13 protein-coding genes are annotated in these 12,807 nt (G+C 33.9%); 2 read left to right on the top strand and 11 right to left on the bottom strand.

Going from position 1 to position 12,807, the window contains the following annotated elements; genetic code table 11:
• The first annotated feature begins 51 nt into the window (after positions 1-51).
• Both miaA and EV142_RS06305 read left to right on the top strand, forming a co-directional pair.
• The gene (gene miaA, locus EV142_RS06310) at positions 52-972 is read left to right on the top strand and encodes a tRNA (adenosine(37)-N6)-dimethylallyltransferase MiaA (RefSeq protein ID WP_132033616.1); all 921 of its coding nucleotides are present in this window, start codon (positions 52-54) and stop codon (positions 970-972) included.
• Between the two features lie 89 nt (positions 973-1,061).
• Positions 1,062-1,802 (top strand): acyl-[acyl-carrier-protein] thioesterase, encoded by a 741-nt coding sequence (locus EV142_RS06305; RefSeq protein WP_132033614.1) that lies wholly within the window; start codon positions 1,062-1,064, stop codon positions 1,800-1,802.
• Between the two features lie 76 nt (positions 1,803-1,878).
• On the opposite strand, the gene EV142_RS06300 is transcribed toward EV142_RS06305, so the two are convergent.
• The 11 genes from EV142_RS06300 to EV142_RS06250 form a co-directional block, all read right to left on the bottom strand.
• The gene (locus EV142_RS06300) at positions 1,879-2,595 is read right to left on the bottom strand and encodes a response regulator transcription factor (RefSeq protein ID WP_127337492.1); all 717 of its coding nucleotides are present in this window, start codon (positions 2,593-2,595) and stop codon (positions 1,879-1,881) included.
• A 3-nt stretch (positions 2,596-2,598) separates the two neighbouring features.
• Positions 2,599-4,185 carry a sensor histidine kinase gene (locus EV142_RS06295; protein WP_132033612.1) on the bottom strand — a complete coding sequence of 529 codons (1,587 nt, stop codon included), beginning with the start codon at positions 4,183-4,185 and terminating at the stop codon, positions 2,599-2,601.
• A gap of 59 nt (positions 4,186-4,244) precedes the next feature.
• Positions 4,245-4,841, bottom strand: a complete 597-nt coding sequence (gene coaE, locus EV142_RS06290) for a dephospho-CoA kinase (RefSeq protein ID WP_132033610.1) — start codon at positions 4,839-4,841, stop codon at positions 4,245-4,247.
• Position 4,842: 1 nt separating this feature from the next.
• Positions 4,843-5,841 carry a glycosyltransferase gene (locus EV142_RS06285; RefSeq protein WP_132033609.1) on the bottom strand — a complete coding sequence of 333 codons (999 nt, stop codon included), beginning with the start codon at positions 5,839-5,841 and terminating at the stop codon, positions 4,843-4,845.
• A 124-nt stretch (positions 5,842-5,965) separates the two neighbouring features.
• Complete coding sequence (fabV, locus tag EV142_RS06280) at positions 5,966-7,156, bottom strand: enoyl-ACP reductase FabV (protein WP_132033607.1); 1,191 nt, start codon at positions 7,154-7,156, stop codon at positions 5,966-5,968.
• A 20-nt stretch (positions 7,157-7,176) separates the two neighbouring features.
• Positions 7,177-7,698 carry a tetratricopeptide repeat protein gene (locus EV142_RS06275; RefSeq protein ID WP_132033605.1) on the bottom strand — a complete coding sequence of 174 codons (522 nt, stop codon included), beginning with the start codon at positions 7,696-7,698 and terminating at the stop codon, positions 7,177-7,179.
• A gap of 13 nt (positions 7,699-7,711) precedes the next feature.
• Positions 7,712-9,364 (bottom strand): DNA repair protein RecN, encoded by a 1,653-nt coding sequence (gene recN, locus EV142_RS06270; protein ID WP_132033603.1) that lies wholly within the window; start codon positions 9,362-9,364, stop codon positions 7,712-7,714.
• A gap of 54 nt (positions 9,365-9,418) precedes the next feature.
• Complete coding sequence (gene porD / locus EV142_RS06265) at positions 9,419-10,306, bottom strand: type IX secretion system protein PorD (protein ID WP_132033601.1); 888 nt, start codon at positions 10,304-10,306, stop codon at positions 9,419-9,421.
• Positions 10,307-10,385: 79 nt separating this feature from the next.
• Positions 10,386-11,594, bottom strand: a complete 1,209-nt coding sequence (coaBC, locus tag EV142_RS06260; protein ID WP_132033599.1) for a bifunctional phosphopantothenoylcysteine decarboxylase/phosphopantothenate--cysteine ligase CoaBC — start codon at positions 11,592-11,594, stop codon at positions 10,386-10,388.
• A 9-nt stretch (positions 11,595-11,603) separates the two neighbouring features.
• Positions 11,604-11,921, bottom strand: a complete 318-nt coding sequence (locus tag EV142_RS06255; RefSeq protein ID WP_008463064.1) for a DNA-directed RNA polymerase subunit omega — start codon at positions 11,919-11,921, stop codon at positions 11,604-11,606.
• Between the two features lie 9 nt (positions 11,922-11,930).
• Positions 11,931-12,725 carry an outer membrane protein assembly factor BamD gene (locus EV142_RS06250; RefSeq protein WP_132033597.1) on the bottom strand — a complete coding sequence of 265 codons (795 nt, stop codon included), beginning with the start codon at positions 12,723-12,725 and terminating at the stop codon, positions 11,931-11,933.
• Between the last annotated feature and the right edge of the window lie 82 nt (positions 12,726-12,807).

Here is a 12,807-nt window from a genome sequence, read left to right as displayed (position 1 = left end):
AAACGCACAATTATAACTTCGGGATTTCCGTTTCCATCCGGGCTAAAAAATATGAAATATCTAATTACCATCGTAGGTCCGACAGCTATAGGAAAAACGTCCTTAAGCATTGCTTTGGCACAACATTTCAACTGTGAAATTATATCTTGCGACAGCCGTCAGTTCTTTAAGGAAATGACCATAGGCACAGCCGTTCCGAATCTGAAAGAATTACAAACTGCCAGACACCATTTTGTTCAAAATAAATCGATATTCGAAAATTATACTGTTGGCGATTACGAAAAAGAAGCTTTAGCAAAAATTGAGGAACTTTTTCAAAACAATAATTATGTTATTCTTATCGGAGGTTCAGGCTTATATGTGGATGCTATTTTAAAAGGTTTTGACGAGTTTCCTGAAATCAATCCGGAAGTTCGTTCCGAAGTAAATTCAAATTACGAAAAACTCGGAATTACTTATTTACAAGAACAATTACAACATCTGGATCCTGAATATTATCAAAAAATTGCGTTGGAAAATCCACAGACTTTACAAAATCCACAGCGAATGATGCGTTTTACAGAAGTCTGTATTGGAACCGGAAAGCCTTATTCTTCTTTTCTGAATCAAAAGAAAAACAACCGCAACTTCACTCCTGTTTTAATTGGTTTAGATGCTGACAGACCTGTTATTTACGACAGGATTAATCAGCGTGTCGATATTATGATGAACGAAGGTTTACTGGAAGAAGCAAAAAGCCTATATCCTAATAAAGCGTTAAATGCGCTCCAAACGGTCGGTTATAGAGAATTATTTAGTTATTTTGACGAAGAATTTACATTACCTTTTGCCATAGAAGAAATCAAAAAAAACACACGAAGATTTTCCAAAAGACAATTAACCTGGTTCAAACGAAATGAAAACACAAAATGGTTTGATTACGCAACAGACAGAAAAAAAATTATAGCTTACGTAGAAAATTTTATAAAGTAATCCAAATCTATTCTCTTTATTCTATACTCTTGACTCTATATTTTTTATTCTATACTCCCAAATCAAATCTAAAAATCTAAAATTCAAAAATGCCAATATCTCCAAATTTCACATCCGTTTTAAGCAAAGACTGGGAAATTAATTTTACGCAATGCACACCAAACGGTTATTTAAAGTATACCGATTTGTGCAACCTATTACAACTAACGGCTGCCGCACATTCAGAGGTGGGAGGAATTAGTTTTGCCGACATGCAGGAATTTAATCAGGCCTGGGTTTTAAGCAGAATGCGTGTAGAAGTAACTGCTTTACCTAAATGGCAGGATATTGTAACGGTAAAAACATGGATTAACAGCCTTGAGAACTCCCGTTCTGTTCGTGCGCTGGAAATGTATGTAAACGGAAAAAAGATTGTTGGAAGCGAAACATTCTGGGCTGTATTCAATACCAAAGCGCGTCGCCCGGAAGCTTTGGCCTTGCCTTACGAACATTTTGAGCTATTTCCTGAAAACAGGGCTACAGCAGAAGGTTTTTCGAAAATAAATGTCAATCCGGAGAAAGAGTCCGTTTTTGAAAAAACGGTTTATTTATCAGACTTGGATATTGTCAATCATGCCAACAATGTAAAGTACCTGGAATGGTGCCTGGATCATGTTGATCCTAAAAAAATACTAAATCAGAAAATTGCCAGTTTCGAAATGAATTTCATGAAGGAATTATCGCTGAATGATGCTGTTATCATTCATGAGAGTGAAACTGAAACTGATTCTACTTTTAGTATAACCAAAGAAGATAAAACATGTTTTGCACTACAGCTTAACTGGAGATAAATTATATACGAGAAATTGAATCCATAAAAAAAGCTCTGATTTCTCAGAGCTTTTATTTTTTTATAGTGTGAATTATTTATTCAGCAATTTTGCTTTTAACTACTAATCTGAAACCTTCTCCGTGAATGTTTAAGATCTCTACATCTTCATCAGATTTTAAATATTTTCTAAGCTTAGCAATGTAAACGTCCATACTTCTTGAAGTAAAGTAGTTATCATCCCTCCATATTTTAGTCAATGCTAATTCTCTTGGCATTAAATCATTTTCATGAAGAATCAACATTTTAAGCAATTCATTTTCTTTTGGAGATAATTTAATTGCTTCATCGTTTTCAAAAGTCAAAAATCTCAATTTAGAATTTAAGTGGAATTTACCAATATTAAATTCAAACTGAACTTGTTCTGCTTTTGTATCCGCAGATTTTCTCTGAATAATTGCTTTGATTTTCATCAGTAAAACTTCTGAATCAAAAGGTTTATTCAAATAATCATCAGCTCCGGCTTTATAACCTTTTAACACATCCTCTTTCATAGATTTTGCTGTTAAAAAAATAATAGGCACTTCACTGTTCTTTTCTCTAATTTCTTTGGCTAAAGTATAACCATCTTTATAAGGCATCATTACATCAAGAATACATAAATCATACACATCCTTCTTGAACTTCTCGAAACCTTCCATACCGTTTTTAGCTAAAGTAACTTCAAAGTCATTTAACATTAGATAATCTTTAAGAACTGCCCCGAAATTAAGGTCATCTTCTACTAAAAGTATTCTTTTGTTATTATTTTCCATATTTTAATTTATTAATGGTATTTTTATTATAAAGGTGCTACCTTTTCCTTTTTCGCTTTCAACATATACTTGACCATTGTGATCTTCTACTATTCTTTTTACATAAGCAAGGCCCAAACCGTGTCCTTTCACATTATGCAAGTCTCCGGTATGCTCCCTGTAAAATTTCTCAAAAACTCTTTTTTGAGCAATCTTACTCATACCTAATCCGTTGTCTTTTACTTTTATCAAGATCATGTCTTTGACATTTTCTGTGAAAATTTCAATTTCAGGAATATCAGGTGAATATTTTATGGCATTTTCTAAAATATTAACCAACACGTTTGTAAAATGCACTTCGTTGATCAAACAGGTTGTTCTTGCAGCATTAAAATGCTTTACAATTGTTCCCTGCCTGTCTTCTAAGATTAAATTTACATGCTCAATTGCATCATCGATTATATCATGAATAAGAGTGGACTCTTTTGTAATATCCAGTTCCCTTTTTTCTAATTTCGAAATACGAAGAACATTTTCGACCTGGGCATGCATTCTTTTATTCTCATCCCGTATCATTTGAAGGTATCGGAAAACTTTCTCTTTATCTTCAATAATCTTAGGATTCTTAATCGCATCAAGTGCTAAATTTATTGTTGCAATTGGAGTTTTAAACTCGTGGGTCATATTATTTATAAAATCTGTTTTGATTTCAGAAATATGTTTTTGACGCAATAATTGATTTAACGCACTAGTATAGGCAACTATTATAATTAATGTAAAAATTATCGATAGTATGGTTATACTTAATAGCTCTGATAACAGAAATTTCTTTTTATGAGGGAACGTAACAAATAATTCATATTTACTATTGCCTTCATTGTTTGTATATATGGGAACATGGTAACTGGCATCATTATCAAAATGGAAACCATCCGATTTAATTTTAGTAGCAATTCCATTACTGTAAACCCCAAATTCAAATTTGGTTTTTACTCCGTATTCCTCCAGTTCTTTCTTTAAAAGAATAAGTAATTTTTGTTTCGAAATTCTTTCTTCCAGAGGTAAAGCATCAGCAACATCTTTTATAGTGATTTCCTGCTGCACTTTATTTAATATATCTAAACTTCCTGATTTTTCAATTGTCAGATCTGGTATAATACTCTGTCCTAACGCATTGTTATCAATACTATTGTTATTATTATAAACTTCGGTAACTCGTTTCGAGCTAAAGTTCTTAAACCTTTCGCTGCTGAATTTTTTATTAAAAAGTGAATTGCTTATATCGTAATCTTCAGAGGTAAGTGTATTGGAGTATATAATTGTTTTATTTGTCTTTTTGTTTCTCTGAACAAACAAAACCTGCAATAAATCTTCTTTTTTGGGAGTCTTACCGGTACTGTCTTTCATTTCGTTTGCCTTATAAGCAAAACTATACAATTCTTGTTTTTCTAATTTGTCTGCCACATTGCCAATCACCTGCGTCACATGATATTTAAACTGGTCGTCATTATTCTTAAATGAAGAATTGAACCAATATACCTGAACCAGAATTATCCCTATTAAGGACAAGCTCATGAGCAAAACAAGTATTCTAAAAAATAATTTATTCATCGCAACAAAATTAATATTTTAACAATATACTAAATAATACATTAACCAAATATTAACATTTAAGACCGATTTTGTTTTATATTTAAAATTTTAAGAATTTTAACAACTTCTTCTTTAGCTTTTTTAAGATTATCGTTATTTATTACAAAATTGCTTCCGGAAATACGTTTTTCATCATCCCATTGCATTTTCATACGGCTTAAAACATGGTCTCTTGTGGTATTATCACGCTTTAAAACTCTTTCAATCCTTACTTCTTCAGGAGCAGTTACTGTTATTACAAGATCACATTCTTTATAACGACCGCTTTCGAACAAAATTGCGGCTTCGTAGATTACATATTGGCAGTTTTCGTGTCTCAATAACCATGCCTCGAAATCCTCCTTAACAGCAGGATGAACTATCGCATTTAATTGGCTTAACTTTTCTTTATCTTTAAAGACAATCTCAGCCAGTTTAGCTCTGTCTAAAATATTATTTTCAAAAATTGCATCTCCAAAAGTTGTTTTTATTTGTTTAATAATCTTTTCAGACTGCATGACTTTTTTGGCTCCGTCATCTGCTATATAAACAGGTACTCCCATTTCCTCAAAATAACGGGAAATAGTTGTTTTACCGCTTCCGATTCCGCCTGTCAAACCAATAACTTTTGTCATATTATACTTTAAAAAACATACGAGGAAAAGCTTCTTGTGGTTTTTTCTTTAAAAGGATAATTTTCACAAAAGATTCCAAAAACCCCGTTCCATAACCATAAAATTGTTTCCAGACGGCTACTAATGAAAGTAATCCAATCTTAATACTCTTATTCTGAACACTGGATGTAAGAAAAATTATACCGAAATATACAAAATATAATTGTAAAAAAAGATCTATACTAAAAATTAACAATAAAAAAGCTATTAATAACCCTAAAATAAAGGCTGTAGGAAAGAAAAATGTGATTTTATTATGCTCCGGATACCAACTATTTAGGATTGGCCTTGCAATTCCGAATTTGTGAACCTGCACAGAAAATTTACCCCAGTCTATTCGACGTTTGTGATAAACGAATGCTTCAGGGAATAATCTGGTTTCAAAACCTAAATTCCATAAACGAATTGAAAGATCGGGATCTTCCCCAGGATGAATATTTCCAAAACCTTTTGAAATTTCAAAGGCTTTCTTTGAAATCCCCATATTAAAACTGCGCGGCTGAAATTTATTGATTTTCTCAGAACCACCTCGAATACCGCCGGTTGTAAGAAATGAAGTCATGGCAAAATTGATCGCCTTTTGAATGTCTGAAAAGCTTTTCAGCGCTTTATCAGGGCCTCCAAAACAATCTACATAATTGGCATTTAACTCTTTTCGAACTTCGGTCAGATAGTTAGACGGAATGATACAATCCGAATCAAAAATGATAAAATAATCACCCCTCGCCTTTTGCATTCCAAAATTTCTTGAGTCTCCGGGTCCTGAATTTTCTTTGAAATAATAGGAAATATTAAGTTTTCCCTGGTATGTCATCACCACATCTTTACATGGTATGGAGGAACCATCTTCTACAAGGACAATTTCAAAAGCTTCATTATAATCAGATTGGGTCAGACTTTCTAAAAGTTCATCAACTTCATCTGGTCGATTATACACGGGTATAATTAAAGAAAAAATCATAATGGAATATGAGGTATTAAAGTAGTAATTATTTAAACTGAAAAATTTTAACAAAGATATGGTATATTCACAAAAAAACCATCAACTTTTGGCTGATGGTTTTTATTTATGGTAATCTGTATTTTTATTTTATACTTTCAATTTCAACTACTTCATTTGCTTCGGCTTTGTAGTCGACTCCTGCAAATTCAAATCCGAATAAATTCAGGAAATCATTTCTGTAACCTGCCAAATCTCCAATTCCAGGTAAAGATTCCGTTGTTGCTTCCAGCCAAAGTTGTGCTACTTTCGCCTGAACATCTTCACGCATTTCCCAATCGTCAATTCTGATTCTTCCTTTTTCATCTACAGGAACTTCAGACCCACTGTACAGTCTGTCCTGAAACAAACGTTGAATCTGCTCAATACAGCCTTCGTGAATTCCTTCTTCTTTCATGATTTTGTACAGAAGAGAAATATATAAAGGAATAACAGGAATTGCAGAACTTGCCTGAGTAACCAGGGCTTTATTTACGGATACATACGCTTTTCCGCCTACTGATTTTAGACTATCTGTAATAGAAAATGCTGTAGCTTCCAAATCATCTTTTGCACGGCCAATTGTTCCTTTACGGTAAACTGCTTCTGTCAATGATGGTCCGATATAAGAATAAGCAACTGTTGTAGCTCCTTCTGCCAGCAAATTTTCATCTTTTAAAGCATCCATCCACATAGCCCAGTCTTCACCTCCCATTACTGCAACAGTATTGGTGATGTCTTCTTCATTAGCCGGAGCTATAGAAACCTCAGTAACGTTTCCGGTATGAAAATCAACTGTTTTGTTTGTAAATGTTTGTCCGATTGGTTTCAAAACAGAGCGGTGTGTCACTCCTGTAACAGGGTGTAAACGCACTGGTGATGCTAAGCTGTAGATCACAAGATCAATCTGTCCTAAATCAGCTTTTATTAAATCTAATGTTTGTCTTTTAATTTCGTTTGAAAAGGCATCTCCATTGATACTTTTTGCATACAAACCTGCTTTATGAGCTTCAGTTTCAAAAGCTGCAGAATTGTACCATCCAGGTGAAGCAGTTTTTCCTTCAACTGGTGGTTTTTCAAAAAAAACACCTATTGTCGCAGCATCAGATCCGAAAGCACTTGTAATTCTTGAAGCCAATCCGAAACCTGTTGAAGCACCAATAACCAGTACTTTTTTTGCTCCGGCGATCGGACCTTTTGATTTTATATATTCTATTTGATTTTTTACATTTTGCTCGCATCCTTTTGGGTGGGATGTCAAACAAATAAATCCTCTCATTCTAGGTTCTATAATCATCTTGCAATTATTTTATTGTATTAATTCAATTTCAGTTTTAATTTTTCAAAAATAGACATTTTATCTTTAACCCTTTTCATGTTGGCGTTCATATTGTCTATAAAGTTTGGGTTTAAGGCATTTTTCTTCGCTAGTTTATAATAATTATAAGCTGTCGTGTACTCATTTTCATACTCCGCCATTCTTCCCAATTCACTGTGGTAGGTCGAATAATCAAAATTTTCAAGGTTTTGCATCGTAGTATTGATGTGGTCTTTGGCTTCAGCATAACGACCAATATCAATGAGCAAATACGTATAGTTGATATAAGGCGGCGGGTATTTGGGTTCAAATTTCATAGCCAGTTTATAATGATAAATTCCTCTGTCATGGTTACTTAACTTGTTATAATAAATCCATCCCAAATGATTATGCGCTTTACCAAAGTCAGGATATTGAGCCAGTATTTCCTCCAGCAGTTCTTTTCCTTCAGCTATATTTCCGTCAGATATTAAGGAATCTGCTTTAATAAATTGATTTTCATAAAAACTCAGGCTTTCCATATCTAACGTATTCTTAATTTAATAATTCTTTTGCATGATTTAATGCCGAATCAGAAATGTTGGCACCAGAAAGCATCTGGGCAATTTCTATAATTCTTTCTTCCTGAGTTAACAGCTTCAATTCTGATTGTGTATCCTCATCAACCGTAGATTTGAAGACTTTGAAATGAGAATCTCCTTTTGCGGCAATTTGCGGTAAATGCGTAATCGCAAATATTTGCATTGTGGCGCTCATTTCTTTCATAATCTCTCCCATTCGAATGGCTATTTCACCGGAAACTCCGGTATCAATTTCATCAAAAATCAAAGTCGGTAATTTCGAGTATTTGGCTAATATTGCTTTAACAGCCAACATAATACGCGACATCTCTCCTCCCGAAGCCACTTTCTTAAGCAATCCGAAATCTGTTCCTTTATTGGCTGAAAATAAAAACTGTAATTCGTCTTTTCCGTTTTGAAAATAAGTTTCAGACGGCAGCAGTTCCATATTGAAACGAACGTTTGGCATTCCTAATGTCTCCAGAATCGAAACGAGCTGACTGGATAAAACCGGAATCGCTTTTTCCCTGTTTTGATGAATTGTCGCAGAGAAAGCATCCAATTCCTGTGTTTTTTGTTCTATAGCCTGCGTTAAAATTGTAATTTCTTCTTCGATATTTCCTAATTCGACAACTGCACTTTCCAAATCAGCCTGAATCTGAAGCAGATCTGCTACAGAAGTGACCTGATGTTTCTTTTGAAGATTATAAATCAACTGCAATTTCTGATTCGTTAATTCTAACTTTTCAGGATCGTTTAATAATTTTTCTGAAGCATTTTGCAGTTCTTTAGAAACGTCATCTACTTCGATGGCTACACTTGTAATTCTTTCGAATAAACTCTGATATTCGGGTGAAAAAAGGGCTATTTTTTGCAATGAAATTTTAATTTCATTCAGATTATGAAAAACGCCAAATTGTTCTTCGTTGGTAATCACCAAAGATTTATCAATTGCTTCTTTTATAATTTCGACATTATTCAGCTTCTCAAAATCAGCTTCCAGTTCTTCCTGTTCCCCTGATTTCAGCTTTGCTGCAACCAGTTCATTCAACAGAAAAGTATTGTATTCCTGCTCTTTACCGGAATCGCTTTGTTTTTTCAGCAAAGCATTTAGTTTTGACTTGTCTGATTTATAGGTTTTCAGAAGTTTTTGATAAGATCCGATTACATCTGAATTGTTCGCAATTGCATCAATTATGTTAAACTGAACGTTTTCATCAGAAAGTTCCTGAGTCTGTTGCTGCGAATGAATATCAATCAAAAACAAACTTAAATCCTGCAGTTCCTGAAGGTTTACAGGGCTATCATTAATAAAAGCACGTGATTTTCCTGAAGGCAAAATTTCGCGTCTGATGATTGTTTCGTCTTCATAATCCAGGTCATTTGCTTCGAAAAATTCTTTTAAATTGTACTTCGAAATTTCAAATTGTGCCTCGATTACACATTTTTCTTCTTTATTTTTCAATGAAGTCAGGTCGGCTCTTTTTCCTAAAACCAAACCTAGTGCTCCTAAAATTATAGACTTACCAGCACCTGTTTCACCTGTAATTATAGAAAAACCTTTTGAAAAATCAATAGCAAGCTTTTCAATCAGAGCGTAATTTTTAATTGACAGTGAAGTAATCATAAGAAAAAATATATAAATATAAAAGTTAATGAAGGGAGCAAAATTTAAATCTAATTAAAATTTGATTTGCGACCATTTTGTAGAATTCAATGGGGACACTTTGTTTAAAACATCTGTTAAATCGGTAACGGGAATACTCGGTCCTCCTGAAAAAATAGACACAATTTCATCTGATTTAGCATCAAAAAATATCCGTGTTAAAAAAGCATTTGGCTTCACCGAATTTAATTTGCTTATGAGTAATATTGAAGATTTTATTTTTTCTTTGGCCGCTTTCAAATCCTGATTCATATTATCTAAACCGGAATGGTATAAAAACATGGTTTGTCTTAAGTCGCTGTAGGTTGGCGAGAGCATATCGTTTATCAAAAAGTAACGGTTCTGAACTCCGTCTGCCTGGCTCCAGCCTTTAAAACCTCCCTGTTGCGCTACATTTGAAATATTTTGGGCGGTTTCAAGATAAGAACTTCCTCCACCCATTTGAAACGTATCGGCATCTATTCCTAAAATCATATAGCTGTAAAAGGAAACTACAGATACCAGATTGGATTCAAAAGTGGTCGGATTAAACAATAGCGGCTCATATTCTGTATACCTGAAGCTAAAGTCTTTATCATTAAAATTAAAAATCGGAGAAGAATAGGTCGAATTATAGATCAGTCTTGACGCCTGAATCTGAATGGTACCCGAAAACTGATCTGAACTATTCGATGATAAAGTAATATACATCGAACAATTAATGCGTTCGTTTTGTTTCAATACAGAACCTGTCCAGTCTGTTTTATTTACAAATTCTGATAAGGAAGTCTGCAGTGTTTTAAAAACCTGCTGATTTGGATTGGGAAGTCTGTCCGTATTTATAGTTACCGTACAATTTAGCTGTTGTGCCTGCGTAAAGCCAAAGATTAAAAATACTAATAAAGTAACTATTTTATTATTCATACGAAGATACTATTTGCGTTTAGCGAAATGTGGTTCCGCTATTTTTTAATTCAGTGTTTGACTTGAAATCAATTCTGCTTTATGAAAAATGTGAAATCACTTTATTCAAAATATCGGCAGCAACTGATTCTTTTGATTTCAATTCCATTGGTTCAATTTTAAAGTCCTTATCGATAAAAGTCACTTTATTGGTTTCTTTTTTAAAACCGGCTCCTTCATCCTGCAAGGAATTTAAAACAATCAAATCTAAGTTTTTTTTCTGAATTTTCAACTTCGCATTCTCAATTTCATTTTCAGTTTCTAAAGCAAATCCAATCAAAAATTGATTTTTTTTGCTATTTCCCAGCGACAATAAAATGTCTTTTGTTTTTTCGAGTTCAATCGAAAACTCATCCGAAGCTTTTTTGATTTTCTGTAAAGCTACCGTTTTAGGCTTATAATCAGCTACTGCTGCGGCTGCAACGGCAACATCAACCTCATTGTAATAGAGATGGCAGGCATCGTACATTTCCTGTGCAGATACAACATTTATGACCTGGATTGCTGTATTTTTCACCTTGAAATGTGTTGGTCCGGAGACTAAAATAACACTTGCCCCTAAATCTGCTGCTGCATTTGCGATATCAAAACCCATTTTTCCCGAGGAATGATTTCCTATAAAACGTACAGGATCTATTGCTTCGTATGTTGGTCCGGCAGTAATTAGTATTTTTTTTCCTTTTAAGGGTAATTTACTTTCTAAATCAGCTTCCAGAAACGCAATTATGTTTTCGGGTTCTGCCATTCTTCCTTCGCCTGAGAGACCACTTGCCAATTCACCGCTTTCTGCGGGAATCATGACATTCCCAAATTGCTTTAAGGCCGTAAAACTTGAAATTGTAGAAGGGTGTTTGTACATATCCAGATCCATTGCCGGAGCAAAGTAAACAGGACATTTAGCCGATAAATAAGTTGCAATTAGAAGATTATCGCAATTGCCGGTTGTCATTTTAGATAATGTATTGGCAGTTGCCGGAGCAATAAGCATCAGATCAGCCCAAAGTGCCAATTCAACGTGATTGTTCCAAACAGCATCTTCATCATCCTGATTAAAGAAACTGGAATGTACCGGATTTTTAGATAAGGTAGATAACGTAAGCGGGGTTACAAAATCCTTAGAAGCAGGTGTCATTATCACTTGGACATGTGCACCTGCTTTTATAAAAAGTCGTACTAATGAGGCTGTTTTATAGGCTGCAATTCCACCAGAAACTCCCAGTAAAATTTTCTTCCCGTTTAAAACTGACATTATACTCTATTATTTGTTTGAACTTCTGTGGTATGTTTTACCATCTAACCATTCCTGAACAGCTAAAGCGTGTGGTTTTGGTAATTTTTCGTAAAATTTAGAAACTTCAATTTGCTCTTTATTTTCAAAAACTTCTTCAAGACTGTCATTATAAGTAGCAAACTCTTCTAACTTCTCTGTTAATTCTTTTTTGATTTCAGAATTAATCTGATTTGCTCTTTTAGCCATAATGGTAATTGCCTCATACACATTTCCTGTTGGCTCTTCAATAACTGTTTTATTGTAAGTTATTGTGTTTACAGGAGCATTCGTCTTTTTTAAATCCATGACTTTTTTTTATTTATTATATTTTTGTAAATCAGTTTCAACTCTGACGTTCATTTCGTCAGCCTGCACTTTGTATTTTGTGTCGCTTTTAAACTTAAGCAAGTTATTGTAAGCTACTTTGGCAACATTTAAACGATCCTGCATTTTGGAAGGAACGCTGTTTATGGCCAGTTTGTATGCAGAATCATATTTATAGAACAATGCATCTTCTTTAAAAGGTGTTCCCGGGAAATCAGCAATAAAATTATCAAAAGCAATTAATGCGGATTTATAATCTGAAATCGTGTTATACCCTTTGGCATTTTCGTATGCTTTTTTCTCCAGCTTACCATTCAGAATTTTCACTGCTTCATTTGCCTGGGCAATGTATTCTGAATTTGGATAATTATCAATAAAAGCCTGTAATTTTTCCAGTGCTTTTACCGTATCTGTCTGGTCTAAACTGTAAACAGGAGATAATTTTGAATAACTAAAGGCTCCGAGAAAAGCAGCTTCCTGAACTTTTTCACTTCGCGGATAACCTGATACGAAACTTTCAAACTGGTAACCTGCCAGGTAATATTGTTTTGTTTTATAATAGGACTGAGAAAACATATAAAATAATTTTTCAGCCTGAGGTTTACCTCTGTAGGTAGGTGCTAATTGCTCAAAAAGACGGATGGCTTTTGAATATTTTCCTGCCTCATACATCTTTGTTGCTATTTCAAATTTTGCCGCAACGTCTTCATTTTTCAACGCTTTTTGGTAATCACTACAAGAACAAAAAAGGACAACAACAATTAACAGAGATACTAATTTTTTCATTTTATTACTTTTATTATGATTACTTAGACAATTGTGCCAAAGCAAAATCACACCGAAGTTCCGGTGGCAAATTTAGTTATTA

It is taken from the genome of Flavobacterium circumlabens, assembly GCF_004345565.1.
GTDB classification, from domain to species: Bacteria; Bacteroidota; Bacteroidia; order Flavobacteriales; family Flavobacteriaceae; genus Flavobacterium; species Flavobacterium circumlabens.
This window is presented reverse-complemented; position numbering and strand designations above follow the sequence as displayed.

Coding starts and splice junctions, on each gene's coding strand:
- miaA (WP_132033616.1), top strand. CDS start 52: ATGAAATATCTAATTACCATCGTAGGTCCGACAGCTATAGGAAAAACG.
- EV142_RS06305 (WP_132033614.1), top strand. CDS start 1,062: ATGCCAATATCTCCAAATTTCACATCCGTTTTAAGCAAAGACTGGGAA.
- EV142_RS06300 (WP_127337492.1), bottom strand. CDS start 2,595: ATGGAAAATAATAACAAAAGAATACTTTTAGTAGAAGATGACCTTAAT.
- EV142_RS06295 (WP_132033612.1), bottom strand. CDS start 4,185: ATGAATAAATTATTTTTTAGAATACTTGTTTTGCTCATGAGCTTGTCC.
- coaE (WP_132033610.1), bottom strand. CDS start 4,841: ATGACAAAAGTTATTGGTTTGACAGGCGGAATCGGAAGCGGTAAAACA.
- EV142_RS06285 (WP_132033609.1), bottom strand. CDS start 5,841: ATGATTTTTTCTTTAATTATACCCGTGTATAATCGACCAGATGAAGTT.
- fabV (WP_132033607.1), bottom strand. CDS start 7,156: ATGATTATAGAACCTAGAATGAGAGGATTTATTTGTTTGACATCCCAC.
- EV142_RS06275 (WP_132033605.1), bottom strand. CDS start 7,698: ATGGAAAGCCTGAGTTTTTATGAAAATCAATTTATTAAAGCAGATTCC.
- recN (WP_132033603.1), bottom strand. CDS start 9,364: ATGATTACTTCACTGTCAATTAAAAATTACGCTCTGATTGAAAAGCTT.
- porD (WP_132033601.1), bottom strand. CDS start 10,306: ATGAATAATAAAATAGTTACTTTATTAGTATTTTTAATCTTTGGCTTT.
- coaBC (WP_132033599.1), bottom strand. CDS start 11,594: ATGTCAGTTTTAAACGGGAAGAAAATTTTACTGGGAGTTTCTGGTGGA.
- EV142_RS06255 (WP_008463064.1), bottom strand. CDS start 11,921: ATGGATTTAAAAAAGACGAATGCTCCTGTAAACACAATAACTTACAAT.
- EV142_RS06250 (WP_132033597.1), bottom strand. CDS start 12,725: ATGAAAAAATTAGTATCTCTGTTAATTGTTGTTGTCCTTTTTTGTTCT.